The sequence below is a fragment of the Isoptericola variabilis 225 genome, assembly GCF_000215105.1.
In the GTDB taxonomy this organism is placed as follows: Bacteria; Actinomycetota; Actinomycetes; order Actinomycetales; family Cellulomonadaceae; genus Isoptericola; species Isoptericola variabilis_A.
This window is the reverse complement of the sequence record NC_015588.1, coordinates 996058-1012715: the sequence shown is the minus strand read 5'-3', so window position 1 is coordinate 1012715 and position 16658 is coordinate 996058. Positions and strand designations below refer to the sequence as shown.

The 16658-nt window shown below is 74.6% G+C and carries 11 protein-coding genes; all 11 read right to left on the bottom strand.

The features are described from left to right. Position 1: 1 nt before the first annotated feature. Positions 2-2800: an FtsX-like permease family protein gene (locus tag ISOVA_RS04645; protein WP_013838100.1), complete on the bottom strand. Its 2799-nt coding sequence runs from the start codon at positions 2798-2800 to the stop codon at positions 2-4. Then, positions 2797-5712: an FtsX-like permease family protein gene (locus ISOVA_RS04640; RefSeq protein WP_013838099.1), complete on the bottom strand. Its 2916-nt coding sequence runs from the start codon at positions 5710-5712 to the stop codon at positions 2797-2799. The genes ISOVA_RS04645 and ISOVA_RS04640 overlap by 4 nt, the downstream gene beginning before the upstream one ends. 4 nt (positions 5713-5716) lie before the next feature. After that, complete coding sequence (locus tag ISOVA_RS04635) at positions 5717-7528, bottom strand: ABC transporter ATP-binding protein (protein WP_013838098.1); 1812 nt, start codon at positions 7526-7528, stop codon at positions 5717-5719. Further along, positions 7528-8529: an ABC transporter permease gene (locus ISOVA_RS04630; protein WP_013838097.1), complete on the bottom strand. Its 1002-nt coding sequence runs from the start codon at positions 8527-8529 to the stop codon at positions 7528-7530. The genes ISOVA_RS04635 and ISOVA_RS04630 overlap by 1 nt, the downstream gene beginning before the upstream one ends. Before the next feature lie 55 nt (positions 8530-8584). Continuing rightward, complete coding sequence (locus ISOVA_RS04625; RefSeq protein ID WP_013838096.1) at positions 8585-10102, bottom strand: ABC transporter permease; 1518 nt, start codon at positions 10100-10102, stop codon at positions 8585-8587. A gap of 219 nt (positions 10103-10321) precedes the next feature. Further along, entirely contained in the window at positions 10322-12148 is a 1827-nt protein-coding gene (locus ISOVA_RS04620) for an ABC transporter substrate-binding protein (protein WP_013838095.1), read from the bottom strand. A gap of 261 nt (positions 12149-12409) precedes the next feature. Then, positions 12410-12955, bottom strand: a complete 546-nt coding sequence (locus ISOVA_RS17595) for a nucleotidyltransferase domain-containing protein (protein ID WP_013838094.1) — start codon at positions 12953-12955, stop codon at positions 12410-12412. Then, positions 12952-13680 carry a class I SAM-dependent methyltransferase gene (locus ISOVA_RS04610; protein WP_013838093.1) on the bottom strand — a complete coding sequence of 243 codons (729 nt, stop codon included), beginning with the start codon at positions 13678-13680 and terminating at the stop codon, positions 12952-12954. Before ISOVA_RS04610 ends, ISOVA_RS17595 begins: the two co-directional genes overlap by 4 nt. 115 nt (positions 13681-13795) lie before the next feature. After that, positions 13796-14590 (bottom strand): GNAT family N-acetyltransferase, encoded by a 795-nt coding sequence (locus ISOVA_RS04605; protein WP_013838092.1) that lies wholly within the window; start codon positions 14588-14590, stop codon positions 13796-13798. 154 nt (positions 14591-14744) lie between these two features. Continuing rightward, positions 14745-15830 (bottom strand): redox-regulated ATPase YchF, encoded by a 1086-nt coding sequence (gene ychF, locus ISOVA_RS04600; RefSeq protein WP_013838091.1) that lies wholly within the window; start codon positions 15828-15830, stop codon positions 14745-14747. Positions 15831-15841: 11 nt separating this feature from the next. Further along, positions 15842-16645 carry a DinB family protein gene (locus tag ISOVA_RS04595; RefSeq protein ID WP_013838090.1) on the bottom strand — a complete coding sequence of 268 codons (804 nt, stop codon included), beginning with the start codon at positions 16643-16645 and terminating at the stop codon, positions 15842-15844. Positions 16646-16658 lie beyond the last annotated feature (13 nt).

Genomic DNA, 16658 nt, shown 5'->3' with positions numbered 1-16658 from the left:
CTCAGTCCGCCTGCTCCCGGAGCCGCCCGGCGTCGTCGTCCCGCCCGGGGCGGCCCGCGAGCGCCGCGCCCGCGAGCACGACGACGGCGAACCCGCCGCCGAGCGCGCCGAGCACGAGCGGGTCGACGGCCAGCGCCGGCTGCTCCGTCCCGCCCGTGAGCGGCGTCAGGTCGACCGCGGCCAGCACGAGCCGCGGGACCGCCCAGCCCAGCACCGCGCCGACGACGAGCGCCACCGCGGCCCAGGGCACGATCTCCCACAGCACGAGCCCGCGCTCCGCGCGCCGGGGCAGGCCCAGCGTCCGCAGCACGGCGAGGAGCCGGCCGCGCGCGGGGGCGGCCAGCACGAGCGTCAGCACGACGGCCGCCGCGGCGAGCAGCCCCGACAGCACGACCGCGAGCGTGAAGGCGGCGGCGAGCCCGGCCGCCGACGGCGCGGCGAGGAGCTCGGCCTGACCCTCGACCGGGTCGTCGACGACCGCGGTGGGCAGCACGTCGAGGACCGCGCGCTCGACCGCGGCGCGGCCGGCGTCGTCGAGCCCGCGCTCGAGGCCGAGGAGCGCGATGCGCGGGTAGGCGTCGCGGTCGAGCACGTCGGTGAGCAGGCCGACGTCGGCGAGGACGAAGCGCGAGCCCGGCGGCGCGCCCGGCACCCTCTCGGTCGTGCCGAGCACCGAGAGCTCCGTCGCACCGAGCGCGAGCCCGGTCGTGCCCGGCGCGACGCCGAGCGCCTCCGACGCGACGACCGGGAGCCGGCCGGCGACGGGCGTGCCGAGCTCGGCGAGCCGCTCGGGCGCGCCCGGCACGTCGGCCTGGACGTCGGCGAGCGCCGCGGCGTCGACCCCGTAGACCGTGACCTGCTCGCCCGAGGCCCCGGAGCGCAGCGCGAGCTGGCCGAGGTCGGCGAGCGGGGACACCGCCCGGACGCCGTCGACGTCGCGCAGCGCGGCGAGCTCCTGCTCGCCGACGACCGGTCCGGCGACCCGCAGGTCGGCGCCGACCTGCGCCCACGCCTCGCGCGTGATCCCCGCGGACACCGTGGCCTGGAGCACCGCCGACGACGTCGCGACCGCGACCGCCAGGACGAGCGCGAGCGCGGGCACCACTCCCCCGGCCGGGTCACGCGTCGCGCGGACCGCGCCGAGGAACGGGACGAGGTCGGCGCGGCGCGCCAGCGCCCGCTCGAGCCCGCGCGAGAGCCAGGGAAACGCGCGCACCGCGAGCAGCGTGACGGCGGCGCTGAGCAGGAGGGGTGCCGCGGCGAGCAGCGGGTCGACGCCGAGCGCGTCGGTGCCCCCGACGACCCCGCGCTGGAGCAGCAGGGTCACGGAGGCGACCGCACCGGCCGCGAGCAGCGTCTCGAGCACCGGCCGCAGGCGGCGCCGGTCCCGGGCCCGGGCACCCGGCCGCCCCAGGTCGGTGCGCCCCAGGTCGGTCCGCTCCGAGCGCAGGCCCCGCGCGGACGCGGCGCCGGCGAGCGCCACGGCGGGCGCCAGCCCGGCGGCGGCCGCGAGGCCGACCTGGGTCCCGGTGACGTGGCCGGGGACCAGCAGCAGGCCGAGGCCGAAGCCCGCGGCGGCCGCGGGGACGCCGGTCACGAGGCCCTCGGCGCCGACGACCGCGCGCGCCCAGGCACCGGACGCGCCGCGCGCCCGCACGAGCGCGAGGGCCGTGCGTCGCCGCTCGACGACGAGCCGTCCGCCGAGGACGAGCACCGCGGCGACGGCCCCGAGCGGGCCCGCCGCGAGCACGGCCACGATCGCGTCGACGCCGCTGCGCCGCCCCAGCACGTTCTCGAGGATCGTCGTGAGGCCCGACGCCGGGTGGAAGGTCGCGGCGTCGTCGGGCCGGACGGTCTCGGTCCGGCTCGTCAGGCCGCGCAGCTGCGCGAGGAGTGCGGGCGCCTCGTCGCTGCGGACGCCCTCGGCCGCGACGGGGAACCACAGGCGCGTGCTCGGCCCGACGAGCCAGGCGGAGATCGTGCCCGGGTCGCCGTACGCGGCCGCGGTGACGATCTTGCCGATGTTCGGGTCGACGACGACCTCGGGCACGACGGCCGTCGGGTTGTGCGCCCAGTACTCGTCCACGGGGTCGACGGGCTCCCAGATGCCGACGAGGACCAGCGGCGCGAGCTGGCTGGCCGGGGCGACGTGCACCGACCCGACCGTCCAGCCCAGCTCGGCCGCCGACGCGGCGGACAGCGCGACCTCGATGGGCTCGGGGACGACGTCGACCACGCCGTCCGAGCCCGCGAAGAGCAGGCGGCGGTCGACGAGCACGGGCGTGGGCTCGGGCCAGCGTCCCTCGACCACGCGGACGTGGTCGGGCGTCGTGGCGCCCGCGCGCAGGACGACCCAGGGGGACGCGACGTCGTTGCCCTCGACGCGCTCGACCGCGGTGCGCGGGCCCGAGACGGTGAGGTCAGGCTCCCCGAGCACGTCGCGCAGCGGTGCGGGCTGGGCGTCGCGCAGCGCGCGCAGCCCGTCGAGGTACTCGTCCCAGGCGGGCCGCGGCGCGTCGACCGAGACGTCGCCGGTGCCGCGGTCGTCGAAGGTCAGGCCGCGGTACGGGTCGTACTCCGCGCCGAACCCGGGGACGACGCTCGTCGTCGCGACGACGTCGCGCGCGATCGGGGACGCCTCCGCCGTCGCGTGCGCGAGCTGGCGCGAGTGCACCTCGGCGAGCGCCCGCGGACCGGCCGAGACGACGGCCGCGCCGAGCAGCGCGACGAGCGCGAGCGCGAGCGTCGCGCCCGCGGACGAGCGCAGGTGCCGGCGCACGAGCAGGAGCAGGCCTCTCACCGGACCTCCTCGCGGTACTCGGTGTCGCGCGCCTGCGCCGCGACGCGGGCACCCGCCCCGGCCGCGACGACGGCGAGCCCGGCCACGAGTCCCGCGGCCGTCCCCGCGACGAGCCACGGCTCGACGCGGAGCACGGCGTCGGGGGTGGCCGCCACGCCGGTGAGCGTGGCGTGCGCGAGGCCCGGCACGGTGAGCCGCGCGACGAGCACCCCGGCCGCCAGGCCGGCGGCGATCGCGGCGAGGCCGACGACGAGCAGCTCGAGCGCCCGGCCCGCCGCCTGCTCGCGCGGGCCGACGCCGACCGCGCGCAGGACGACGACCTCGTGCCGCCGCCCGCGCAGCACGGCGACCGCGACGGTCGCGACGCCGACGAGGGCGAGCACCCCCGCGCCGCCCGCCGCGAGCGCGAACGTCGCGCGGACGGGCGCCGCGGCGTCGACGTCGCCCGCGCCGGGCTCCGGCGTGAGGACCCGGGCGCCCTCGCCGGCGAGCTCCGCCGCGGCCGCGCGGACGAGCGGCAGGGCGGCCGGCGCCTCCGCGGCGACCCAGAGCTCGCGCGCCGGCTGCACCTGCACCCCGGAGCGCAGCAGGGCCCGGCCGAGCGCGCCGAGGTCCGCGAGGGCGGCCGCGGGCCGCAGCTCGCCGGGCACGACGTCGACCACGTCGGCGACCGTGACGGCCAGCCGGCTGCCCGCGACGGTGAGCTCGACGCCGTCGCCCGCGGCGAGGCCCAGCGCGCCCGCGAGCGGGGCCGACATCGCGACCGGCACGGCGTCCGCGGTCCCCCGGCCCGGCACGAGCCGCACGCGCGTCGACCCGGCCTCGCCTGGTCGCACGACGGCGCCCGGCCCCGCCTCGGCGACCTCGACCTCGACCGAGCGCGTCGTGGCACCGGCCGCCGAGGCCCACGGCACGGCCGTCAGGTCGACGGGAACCTCGCCGTCCGGGGTGCGGGCGACCGCCTCGTCGACCCGCACCGCGACGACGAGGGGCAGCGGGGTGCCGGCGAGCTGGAGGTCCACGCCCGCGACCGCCCACCCGCCGGCGGGCGCCGGCGGGACCTCGGCCGAGAGGCGGTGCATCGCGGGCGCGGGCCCGATCGGTGCGCGCGCGTCGCCGTCGCCGTCGAGGTCGTAGCCGAGCTCGCCGGCGTCGACGAGCGCGAGCGTCCCGTCACCGCCGGCGAGCCACACGCGGACGCCGGCGGCACGGCCGTCCTCGGCCGTCGTGACGAACGAGCGCAGCTCCGCGTCCGGGCCGGGGAAGCCGTTCGGCCCCCACGCGGCCTCGTCGATCGCCGCGGTCCCCGTGACGGTGAGGTCGAGGTGCGTCGCGTCGGGCGCGACGGCAGGGGCGGTCGCCCCCTCGGTCGCGACCGCCGCGGCGATCCTGCCCGGGTCGGTCGTGCCGGCGGGCGCGCGGACGACGTCGGGCAGCGCCGCGGCGGGCACACCGAGGAGCGCGACCGGGTCGGAGTCGACCGTCGCGTCGAGCGCGAGCACCGGTGCGGCCGCGGACGCACCGTCGAGCGCCGCGTACGCCGCGACGTCGGGCGCGCCGCGGCCGACGTCGACCGGGCCCGAGGACGGCAGCACGACGCGCACGTCGGTGCCGTTGCGCAGGAGCGCGGCGTCGGCCCGCAGGGCCTCGGACGTCCCCGCGTAGGTCGCGGCCAGCACGCCGGCGCCCGAGGCGAGCACGAGCAGCACCACGGGCACGACCATGACGACCAGCCCGCGCGAGACGTGGCGCGCGGCGAGCACCCCCGTCGCACCCGTGCCGCGCGCGGCACCCGCCGCCCAGGCGCGGGCCGCCGGCCCGAGGACCGCCAGGACGACGACGGCAAGTGCCGCGAGCACGAGCGCGGGCGCGGCCGTCGCGAGCGGGTCGGTGCGCACGCCCTCGGGCGTGGTCACGAGCGGCGAGCCGTAGCGCCGCAGCTGCGCGAGGCAGACGGCCGCGAGCACCATCGTGAGGACCACGGTGCCGAGCGCCGCGGCCTGCCGCGCGCGGCCGGACCGGTCCGTGACCCGGCGCCGCGCGACGGCACGCACCTGGAGCCCGGCCACGATCCCGAGCACCGCCGCCGCGGCGAGCGCCGTCGCCGCGCCCGCGAGCGCGACCGTCCCTGCCGTCCCCGCCGTGCCTGCCGTCCCAACCTCGCCGCGGGCGGCGAGCACCGCGGCGGCCGCGACCGAGCCGGCGGCCGCGGCGACCGCGCTCAGGACCACGGCCTCGGTCGTGGCCGCGGCCGCGACCTGGCGCGGCGCGGCCCCGCGCGACACGGCGAGCCCCACCTCGGCGTCGCGTGTCGCGGCGAGCAGCCGGGCGACCTGGACCAGGGCCACGAGGGCCACCAGACCGAGCAGCGTCACGGGCACGGCCGCCACGGCCTGCGCCGCGCGCAGCGCCTCGTGCGCCGAGCGGGCGGTCTCGCCGAGGGCGCCCTCGACGGTCAGGCCGCGGATCGCGACGGCGTCGTCGTCGCGCAGCACCGGGCGCAGCCGCTCGGCACCGTCGGCGAGGACACCGAGGTCGGCCGGGGCGGTCTCGGCCGCGCGCGGGGCGAGGGTCCACGTGACGAACGGGGTGCCCGAGGCGTCGTCGGGCACCTCCGCGCGCTCGACGTCGACGGGGACGCCGCCGAACAGCCGGTCGACGACCTCGCGGACGCGCGCGTCCTGGGCCTCGGCCCCGGCGCCGTCCGAGGCGAGCCGCGTCGTGACGACGAGCGAGCGCGCCGGCTCCGGCACCTGGGCCAGGGCCTGGCGCGCCCCGTCGACCGTCGCGGACTGCACCGAGCCGAGCGTCACGCCCACCGTCGCGGCGACGGCCGCGACCAGCACCGCCACGAGGGACAGCAAGCCCCGGTGGGCGCCGGCGCGCCGGGCGAGGAGCCTGGCTCGGTTCACGTCGTCAGCCGCCGAAGAACCCGCCGAACCGCGACGCGTTGTCCCCCTGGCTGCCGGGCACGGCCCGCGGCGCCGGCGTCTCCTCGTCGACGTGCAGCTCGGCGATCTCGTCGCCGAGCTCGGCGAGCAGCCGGTGCCGGTCCTCGCGGCGTCGGCGCTGCTCGCCCGGGTCGGGCACGGGCGCCGCGGCGAGCAGCCGCTTGGTGTACTCCTCGCGCGGGTGGTGCAGCACCTCCTCGCGCGGACCCTGCTCGACGACGCGGCCGTCCTGCAGCACGACCACCTTGTGGGCGAGGAGGTCGATGACCGCGAGGTCGTGGCTCACGAACAGGCACGCGAACCTGTAGCGCTCCTGCAGCGACGTGAACATCTCGAGCACCGCGGCCTGGACCGAGACGTCGAGCGCCGACGTCGGCTCGTCCGCGACGAGGAGCTCGGGCTCGAGCGTGAGCGCGCGGGCGATCGAGACGCGCTGGCGCTGGCCGCCCGACAGCTCGTGCGGGTACCTGTTGTAGTACGAGCGGGGCAGCTCGACCGCGTCGAGCAGCTCGTAGACGCGGTCGCGGCGCGAGGCCGCGTCCCCGACCTTGTGCACGACGAGCGGCTCGGCGATCGCCTCGCCGACCGGGAAGCGCGGGTTGAGCGACGCCGCCGGGTCCTGGAAGACCACGCCGATGCGCTTGCGCAGCTCCTTGAGCTGCTTCCGGCTCAGCGTCCCGTAGTCCTGGTCGAGGATCTTGACCGAGCCCGACGCCGCGGGGATGAGCCCGAGCGCGCACTTGCCGATGGTCGACTTGCCCGAGCCGGACTCCCCCACCAGGCCGACGATCTCGCCCTGCGCGACCGTGAACGACACGTCGTCGACCGCGCGGAACGGAGGCCTGCCGAGCCGGTGGTACTCGATGACGAGGTTGCTCAGCTCGAGCGCCGGGACCGGGGCCGGCTTGACCTCGGCGGGCTCGACGCCGCCGAGCTGGCCGGGGCCCACGCCGAGGTGCGGGACCGCGGCGAGCAGCCGCTTGGTGTACTCGTGCTGCGGGTTGGTGAGCACCTGCTCGGCCGTGCCGGTCTCGACGAGCTCGCCCTTGAGCATGACGGCGACGCGGTCGGCCATGTCGGCCACGACGCCCATGTTGTGGGTGATGAGCAGGATGCCCGTGTTGAGCTTGTCCTTGAGGGACCGCAGCAGGTCGAGGATGTCGGCCTGGACGGTCACGTCGAGGGCCGTCGTCGGCTCGTCGGCGATGATGACCTTCGGGTCGCACGAGATCGCCATGGCGATGACGACGCGCTGGCGCTGGCCGCCCGAGAGCTCGTGCGGGTACTGCTTGAGGCGCCGCTCCGGCTCGGGGATCCCGACCATGCGCAGCAGCTCGGCGGCGCGGGCCATGGCCTGCTTGCCGTAGGCGATGCCGTGCAGCTGGAGCGCCTCGGTGAGCTGGTCGCCGATGGTGAGCACCGGGTTGAGCGCCGTCATGGGCTCCTGGAAGACCATGGCCACGTCGTTGCCGCGCATGCGGCGCAGACCCGCGCCGTCGAGCTCGCCGACGACCTGGTCGCCGACGCGCACGACGCCGGAGACGCGGGCGTTGGACGGGAGCAGGCCGAGCGCCGTCATCGACGTGACGGACTTGCCCGAGCCGGACTCGCCCACGAGGGCCACGACCTCGCCGGGGCGCACCTCGAGGGAGATGCCCTTGACCGCGTGCACGTCGCCGAACTCGGTGCGGAACGTGACCCCGAGGTCCTCGAAGGACAGGACGGCGTCGCCGGTCGACCGCGCCGTCTCGCTGCTGGTGATGTCGAGGGTCGTCATCAGGCCTTGGTCCTGTTCTGCCGGGGGTCGAACGCGTCGCGCAGACCGTCGCCGATGAAGTTCACGCACAGGGCTATCGCGAGGATCATCAGGCCGGGCCACCAGAAGAGCCACGGGCGCGTCGTGAACGCCGTCTGGTACTGGGAGATGAGCAGGCCCAGCGAGGTGTCGGGCGCCTGCACGCCGAAGCCGAGGAAGCTCAGCGACGTCTCGAGCAGGATCGCCGACGAGATCGTCAGCGTCGCCGACACGATGATGGTGCCCACGGCGTTGGGCAGGATGTGCTTGAAGATGATCCGGTTCGACCCGGTGCCGACGGCGGTCGCCGCGACGACGAAGTCGCGCTCGCGCAGCGAGAGCACCTCGCCGCGCACGAGCCGCGCGAGGCCCGTCCAGCTGACGATGCCGAGCATGACCGTCAGGCCCCAGATGCCCCACTGGCTCGCCATCTTGCCGAGCACGGCGGCCAGGACGAGCAGCGGGATGACGATGAGCAGGTCGGTCAGGCGCATGAGCAGCGACTCGACCCAGCCGCGGAAGTACCCCGCGAGCGCGCCCACGACGGTGCCGATGACGGTCGAGATGAGGCCCACGCCGAGCGCGATGATGATCGACTTCTGCGTCCCGAGCATGACGAGCGCGAAGTAGTCCTTGCCGATCGTGTCCTGGCCGAACGGGTGCGCCCACGTCGGGGCGCCCGTGCCGACCTTCTCGTACTGCAGCGTCGGGTTCTTGTCCCACCAGCCCGGGATCGGGCCGATCCCGATCGAGCTGAACGCCACGAGGACGATCACGCCGAGCACGATCATCGAGATGATCGCGCCGCGGTGGTGGAAGAACCGGCGGCGGACCAGCTGGCCCTGGCTGTAGGACTTGTCCTCGGTGGGCAGCGGCGCGGTCGCGACGCCGGCCCCGACGCCGCCCTCGACGTCGATGCCGTGCGCGGTCGGGACGGGCTCGAAGTCCTCGCCGCGGGGGCTGGTGTTCCTGATGTCGCTCATGGGGTGCTCCGGCGGGTGCGGTCGGCGGCGGTGGTCGTGCGCGTGGTCACGGGGCTCACCGCCGGATCCGCGGGTCGAGGAAGGCGTACGCGATGTCGGCCAGCATGTTCATCACGACGGCGGCCGTGCCGGTCACGAGGAAGAACGCCATGACGGGGGCCGGGTCGACGTGGTGCAGGCCGTCGGCGAACATCGCGCCCATGCCCTTCCAGCCGAACACGCGCTCGGTGATGACCGCGCCGCCGATGAGGCCCGCGAAGTCGAACGCGACGATCGTCGTGATGGGGATGAGCGCGTTGCGGAACGCGTGCTTGGTGATGACCGCCCGCTCCGACAGGCCCTTCGACCGCGCCGTGCGGACGTAGTCCTGGTTCATGACCTCGAGCATCGAGGAGCGCGTGTAGCGCGAGTACGACGCGATCGAGATGAGCGTGAGCACGACCGTCGGCAGGACGATCTGGGCGCCCATGTCGAGCACCGACTCCCAGAAGTCGCCCGTGAAGTTGGGCGTCTGCGAGCCGATCGTCGAGATGGGGCGCGGCTTGAGCGCGAGGAAGCCCGACCAGTGCGCGACGAGGATGTCGAACACGATCACGAGGCTCGTGACGACGCCCGTGATGCCGGAGACGAGCATCGCCTGCTTGCGGGCGTACCCGCCCCACGCGGCGCCGATCGCGACCGACACCACGACCGCGAGGACGAACAGCCCGGCGAGGAGGAGCCACGTCGGCTCGAGCAGCAGGTCGATGAACAGCAGGTACGACAGGGTGCCGACGACGGCGGTCGTCGCCGCGGCGTAGAGCACGCGGCGGTTGCCGAAGCCGGTCACGAGGGCCGTCGTCAGGACGCCCGCGCCGAGCGCGGTGAGCAGCACGAGGCCCAGGCCGAAGACGGGGCTGCGGTACCAGTCGAGCACGTTGAGCACGAACAGGACGATGCCAACGAAGACGAACGTCGCCGCGCCCGTGACGAGCCGGCGGCGCTGGGTCCCGCCCAGGAGCGCGGCGAGCACGACGGCGACGACGGCGGCGAGCAGCAGTATCGCCGCCGGTGCCGCCTGCCCGCCCGCGATCCAGTCGTTGAACCGGATCGCGCCGTACTCCTTGAGGAGCACCGCGGCCCAGAACACCGGCAGGGAGAAGAAGAGGAACGACATGAACGTCACCGCGTAGTCGAAGCCCGAGTACTGGCGGATCGCGGTGAGCATGCCGAGCGCGACGCCGACGACGATCGCCAGCAGCGTCGCGAGCGTGACGAGGCGGAGCGTCGACGCGGCGGCCTGCGTCGTGAGGTCGAGGACGTTGCTGCCGTTCATGGTGGTACCGAGGTCGCAGCTGCCGGTGAAGCAGCCGCCGACGCCCGTGAGCCACTCGAGGTAGCGCTCGTGCCACGGCTTGTCGAGCCCCATCGTGGCGATCCGCGCGGCGATGAGCTGGTCGCGGTTCTGGGCGTTCGACTCGCGCAGATCGGCCAGGGGGTCGCCCGAGTTGATCGTCAGGACGAAGATGAGGATCGACGCCAGCCACAGGATGAGGGCCGAGATGCCGAGGCGTCGGAGGATGAACTTGAGCACGAGGTGCCCCTTCGTGGGCAGCCGGCGGGTGGCCCGCTGCCGGTCAGGTCGGTGGTACGGGTGGAGGCACGCACGGCGGGCCGGGCCGATGTCGCCCCGGTGGGGGCGGCTCCTCGTCGAGCGGTCCGGCGACGGCGGTGCGCGCGCCGGGCTCGTGCCCGGCGGCAGAACCGTGGGGCAGGGGGCGCCGCCCCCTGCCCCACGGTCGGTGTCACGTCGTCAGGAGGCGCGGGCCCACTGCTCGGCGTTCCACACGATGCCGGACTGCGCGGCGGTGTCACGCACGTTCTGCAGGTCCGAGCTGAACGCGGCCACACCCGGGTGGGCGAACAGCGGGATGCCGAACAGCGTGTCCCACAGCTGCTTCTCGATCACCTTGGTCTGCTCCAGGTGCACCGACTCGTCGACCGTCGAGGCGAGGGTGTCCCAGGCCTCGTCGACGACCTCGTCCGAGTAGCCGCCGTAGTTCTGCGTACCCGTCGTCGCGTAGATGTTCTGGCCCGAGGCGATCTGGCCGGAGCCGGCCCACGCGAAGAGCGCGACCTCGTAGTCGGCGTTGGGCAGCACGGTGTCGAAGAACGCCGGGTCACCCGCGTCGACGACGTTGAAGCCCACCTGGTCGCACGACGCCTTGATCGCGGCGACCTCGTCGGCACGGCGCGGGTTCGGCGCGCTGTAGCCGATGCGGACCTCGGTGCCCTCCTCGAGACCGGCCTCCTCGAACTTCTGCTTGGCCATGTCGAGGTCGGCCTCGTCGTAGCGACCGTCGTAGGCCGCCGAGACGACCTCGTCGTACTTGTCCGTCTGGAAGGGGAAGACCTCGCGGGCGTTCATGACCACGGCGGTCTCGTCGATCGGCTTGATCAGGTCGTCGACGATCTTCTGGCGCGGCACGCAGTAGGCGAACGCCTCACGGGCCGGGAGCGAGTCGGCGAAGATGCCCGACTTGAAGTTGAAGTCGAGGTGCTCCCACGTGAGGGTCTGGCCGGTCGTGATGGTGACCGAGGAGCCGAGCGCCTCGAGCTGACCGATCGTGTCGACCGTCGCCTGCGGCTCGATGACGTCGAGGTCACCGTTCTGCAGGGCCTGGACGTGCGTGTCCGCGGCGGCGAAGCGGAACGTGAGCTCCTTCGTCGCGGGCGGCGTGCCCCAGTAGTTCTCGTTGGCGGTCAGCGTGATCGACTGACCGGCGACCCAGCCGTTCTCCTTGAACGTGTAGGGACCCGAGACCGGGACCAGCGCCGGGTCGGGCAGCTCGCCCGGCGTCGGCGACAGCCAGCCCGTGTTCCAGAACTCGGCAGCCGGCTCGAGGACGCTCATGTCGAGCTCCTGGATGGCGGTCACGAGCTCGTCGGTGCTCACACCGACCTGCTCGGCGACGACGTGCGCCGGGAAGGCGCCACCGACCATGAGCTGCCAGTCGGCGTAGATGCGCTCATAGTCGTACTGGAACTCCTTGGCGTCCGCCGAGTCGGCCTTCGGGCCCTCGGGCACGTAGTCGCCGAGCGTGAGGCCGGAGATGTGGTTGAACAGCGGGGTCTCGGTGCCGTCCTTGGTGACCGCACCGTCGGTGGTGATGGCCTGGGCGGCCCACTCGAGCAGGTAGTCCGCGTAGGAGATCGGCGTGCCGTCCGACCACACGGCGTCGTCGGCGATCGTGTACTTGACCTGCAGCGGGTCCTCGGACACGGCCTCGAAGGTGCCGTACGTCTCGTCGCGGCAGATCGTGCCGTCGGTGCCGAAGTAGATGAAGCTGCCGATCATGCGCTCGGTCACGGCCGAGTTGTACGTCGAGTAGGTCTCGGGGGTGTTGCTGTTGTAGCCGAGGAACTCGTCCTCGCCGACCGAGTACGAGATGTTCCCGTCCGCGGTGGTGACCTCGCCGAGGTCCGCCTTGCACGGGGTGTCCGCCTCGACCTGCTCCGTCGCGGTCTCGGTGGGCGTCGCCTCGTCGTCCTGGTTGCCAGCAGGGCTGGAGCACGCCGAGAAGAGCAGTGCCCCGGTGGCGGCCGCCGCGATGGCGGCGCCTGCACGCCTGATCTTCAATGTTCCTCCTCAAGGGATGCTCCCCGGACGTGCCGGACGACGCGCAGGCGTGACCGACATCTCACCCGGGGGGGCCGTGGTGTCGCCACACCGTACCCACGGCCCGGGGGCGCCCTGGGACGTTCGTCACGATCGTCGGCCGATCGTTACCGACTTGATATTGCGCCGAAGCAACACGGTCGCGAGCCGCACGGCGGTGGAAACACGGCAGTAACACGCCGCCTCCGGAGGATCTCCGCCAGGTATCCGGTCCTTCCGGGATTACCCCGTCCGCGTTAGCGCGCGAAAATCCCTGGCGGCGACCTCGGCGAAGGCGCGGGCGTCGCCCGGCCACGGCCTCCCGTCGTCGGCCCTCTCACCGCGGTACGCGTCGCGCGCGAGCAGGAGCGCCGCGCGCTCCGGTCCGGTGAGCGCGCCGGGCAGGCCGAGCAGGTGGTCCGCCGCGACGTCGGTGTCGATCCCGTCGCGCAGCCACTCGCCGTACTGGAGCTCGAGGCGCGGCGGGTAGCGCCACGGCACCACGGCGGACCGCACGACGAGCGTGAGCTCGACCGGGCGCGCGGGGCCCGCCTCCGCACGCCGGCCCGAGACGCGCAGCAGCTCGTGCACGAGCCGCGCGCGGGCGTCGTCGGACGGGGCGCGCGACGTCACGACGAGCAGATCGAGGTCGATGTCGGGCCGCAGCCCGCCGTCGACCGCCGAGCCCGTGAGGTGCGTCGCGAGCCGGTCGTCGCCCAGCGTCCGGTCCACGAGGTCCACGAGCCGCCGGAGCGCCGCCCGGTCTCGCTCCTCGAGCGCGGCCGTCACCGGCGCGCCACCACGACGAGCTCGCCGACGCCCTGTCCCACGGGCTCGCCGTGCCAGCCGCCGTGGACGCGCTCGACGTCGAACCCCGCCCGCGCGAGGTCGTCGCGCAGCCGCTGCTGCGAGCGGAAGGCGAGCTGCGCCGTCGTGACCTCGTGCGTGCCGTCCGGGAAGACGCCGTGGTCGACGAACGTGACGATGCCGTCCGCGACGCGCGTGACCTCGTACCAGCTCTCGACGCGCGTGCCGTCGGCCAGGACCGTCTCGCCGCGCGAGTCCCGCGGGTTCCAGCGCTCCCAGGCGCGGGCGTCGGGGTCGCGCGAGTCGAAGGCGAGCACCCCGCCCGGCACGAGCACCCGGTGCAGGTCCGCGAGCGTCGCGGCCCACTCCTCCGCCCCGACGATCGCCTGCGCCACGTGCCCCGTCATGAGCGCGAGGTCGAACGCGGCGTCCTGCAGCAGCACCGACGACGTGCCGACGAGCCACCCGACCTTCTCGCCGTGCGGCTTGCGCGCGGCCGCCTCGAGCGCTCCCGCGTCCGGGTCGACGCCGGTGACCTGGTGCCCCGCCGCCACGAGCGCCGTCGTGAGGCGGCCCGTGCCGCAGCCCAGGTCGAGGATCCGACGACGCGGTCGCTCGTTCGCGAGCGCGAGGAAGAAGTCGTCGTCCGCAGCCCAGGTGTTCTCGGCGTCGTACCAGGCGGCGCGCTGCTCGTCGGTCAGGCCCATGGCTCCTGCCTACCGAACGTGCGCCGGTCGGAGGAAGGGGATTTCGCCGCCGGCGTGGGGAACCCCGCCCCCGTAGCGCCCCGGTAGCTTCCGGCCGCTCATGGCTACCCAGGTGCTACGTCGCCCGGTGCCAGACGTACGGCGTCGTGGTGGACACCTTCACGAGGCCCGACCGCTCGAGGATCGGGCGCGAGAACTCGGTCGAGTCGCTCTGGAGGTACCGCTTGCCGAGGCGCAGCGCGGAGCGGGCGCGCTCGGCGGTCAGGGCCCGGTAGATGCCGCGCCCTCGCCACTCGGGCAGCGTCGAGCCACCCCAGATGCCGGCGAACTCGGTGCCCGCGACCGGCTCGAGCCGACCGGCGCTGACGATCCGGCCGCCGGCCTCGGCGACCCACAGCTCCATGTCGGGGTAGAGCCGCTGCCGCAGCAGCACCTGCTCGGCGTGCCGGTCGGACGGCGGGTCGCCGAACACCTCGTCGCTCATGGCTGCCATGGCGCGCACGTCCGCCTCGTCGGTGACGCGGCGCAGGGTCACGCCGTCGGGCAGCGGGACGTCGACGGCGAGCGCCTCCGCCGGGCCGATCATGATCGACTCGGGGTCCTCGGGCGCGAAGCCGTGGTACACCAGCGCCTCGTGCAGGCCCGGCGCGCGGTCGTGGGCGCGCGTCTTCCACTCGACCTCGGTCACGGCCGGGTCGGCCGCGAGGCGGTCGAGCGCCGCGGCCACGAGCCGCCGGACGTCGGCCGCGTCCGCGCCACCGAGGTCACGGTAGGTGACGTAGCCGCTGCCGCCCGGGTACGTCACGAGCCAGAGCGGCCCGAGGCGCTCGACCTGGTCCGCGCCGTGGGTCTCGACCTCACCGCGGAGCTGGGCGTCGTAGGCCGCGAGCAGCGCGGCAGCATCCGTCATGCGCTCACCGTGCTGCGCCGTCGGGCCGCGAGCAAGACCATTTCCGCCGAGGTAGCGCACAAGGCGCCGAAGTAGCGCACGGCTCCTCGAAGTAGCGCACCACGTGCCGAGGTAGCGCATCGCGTCACGAGGTAGCGCAACGCGCTCCGGCAGGTCACACGTTGAAGCGGAACTCCACGACGTCGCCGTCCTGCATGACGTAGTCCTTGCCCTCGACGCGCGCCTTGCCCGCCGCACGCGCGGCCGCGACGGAACCGGCCTCGACGAGGTCGTCGAACGAGATGACCTCGGCCTTGATGAAGCCGCGCTCGAAGTCGGTGTGGATGACGCCGGCGGCCTGCGGGGCGGTCCAGCCCCGGCGGATCGTCCAGGCGCGCGACTCCTTGGGCCCGGCGGTGAGGTACGTCTGCAGCCCGAGGGTGTGGAACCCGACGCGCGCGAGCTTGTCCAGGCCGGCCTCGTCCTGGCCGGTCTCGGCGAGCATCTCCTTGGCCTCGTCGGGCTCGAGCTCGACGAGCTCGGCCTCGAACTTGGCGTCGAGGAAGACGGCGTCGGCCGGGGCGACGAGCTCGCGCAGGCGTGCCTGCATCGCCTCGTCGGCGAGACCGGCGTCGTCGGTGTTGAAGACGTAGATGAACGGCTTCGCGGTCAGCAGCTGCAGCGACGCGACGTCGGCGAGGTCGAGGCCCGCGGCGGCAGCGCCCTGGTAGAGCGTGGTGCCGGCCTCGAGGATCTTCTGGGCGGTCTTCGCGGCCTCGAGCAGGGCCGCGTCGCCCTTCTTGATCTTGACCTCCTTCTCCATCCTCGGCAGCGCCTTCTCGAGGGTCTGGAGGTCGGCGAGGATGAGCTCGGTCGAGATCGTCTCGATGTCGCCCTCGGCGTCGGACGAGCCCTCGACGCGCACGACGTCGGGGTCGTCGAAGACGCGCGTCACCTGGCAGATTGCGTCGGCCTCACGGATGTTCGCGAGGAACTTGTTGCCCAGGCCCTCGCCCTCGGACGCACCCTTGACGATGCCGGCGATGTCGACGAACGACACGGTCGCGGGCAGGATCCGCTCGCTGCCGAAGATCTCGGCGAGCTTCTCGAGCCGCGGGTCCGGCAGCGGCACCACCCCCACGTTGGGCTCGATCGTGGCGAACGGGTAGTTCGCCGCGAGAACCTGGTTGCGGGTCAGCGCGTTGAAGAGGGTGGACTTGCCGACGTTGGGCAGGCCGACGATGCCGATAGTGAGAGCCACGTCGGGCAAGTCTACGTGGGCGCCTCCGTGGACGGTTCGGGGCGGCCGGACGCGAGCGCGTCGAGGTCGCGCACGGCGAACCGCAGGTGCTCCCACTCCTCGGTGAGCACCACCGCGAGGCACCGCCAGACCGGCAGCGTCCGGTCCGCCGGCTCCCACGGCGGCAGCCGGCGTGCCGGTGCGGCGAGCGTCTCGTCGGTCGCGCGGGCGTAGAAGGCCTCGACCTGGGCGACACGGTCGGCACGGGCCGCGAGCACGTCGTCCCACGACGGCGTGGACCGGACGTCGAGGCCGAGCTCGGCCGCGCGGTCGTCCCACTCCGAGAAGGGCAGGCCCACCGGGTGGAACCCGTCGTCGATCCCCAGGACGCCGTGTCGCAACCAGGCGTCCGTCGCCATCACGAGGTGCCGCACGGTCTGCGCGAACGACCACTCGCCGTCGACGGACACGTCCCGCGTGCCGGCGGGCATGCCGTCGACCCGCTCGAACGTCCTCCGCCAGCGCTCCTGGACCGCGCGGTACGACGCCCGCTGCCCGGCGACGTGGCGCGCGGCGCGCAGCTCGCGCCCCGGCCACCGGCGGTCGAGCTCGGCCTCGACGAGCGGTGCCACCTCGACCCCGTTGAGCACCATGCCGCCGATCTCGCCGTCGACGTCGGCGCCCGTCAGGTCGACCCCGCGCATGACCGCGCGCGGCAGCGACGACTGGCGGACGTCGAGGTCGTCGAGCCGGGTGAAGCGCAGGCGGGCGCCGGACATGTCGGCCCCGACGATCTCGGCGCCCCGCAGGTCGTCGTCTGCACCGAAGCGGACCATGGCCCCGAACCTA

Bases quoted from the DNA above. Each gene is read 5' to 3' on its own strand.
- ISOVA_RS04635 (WP_013838098.1), bottom strand. From the start codon at position 7,528: ATGACGACCCTCGACATCACCAGCAGCGAGACGGCGCGGTCGACCGGC.
- ISOVA_RS04630 (WP_013838097.1), bottom strand. From the start codon at position 8,529: ATGAGCGACATCAGGAACACCAGCCCCCGCGGCGAGGACTTCGAGCCC.
- ISOVA_RS04610 (WP_013838093.1), bottom strand. From the start codon at position 13,680: ATGGGCCTGACCGACGAGCAGCGCGCCGCCTGGTACGACGCCGAGAAC.
- ISOVA_RS04605 (WP_013838092.1), bottom strand. From the start codon at position 14,590: ATGACGGATGCTGCCGCGCTGCTCGCGGCCTACGACGCCCAGCTCCGC.
- ISOVA_RS04595 (WP_013838090.1), bottom strand. From the start codon at position 16,645: ATGGTCCGCTTCGGTGCAGACGACGACCTGCGGGGCGCCGAGATCGTC.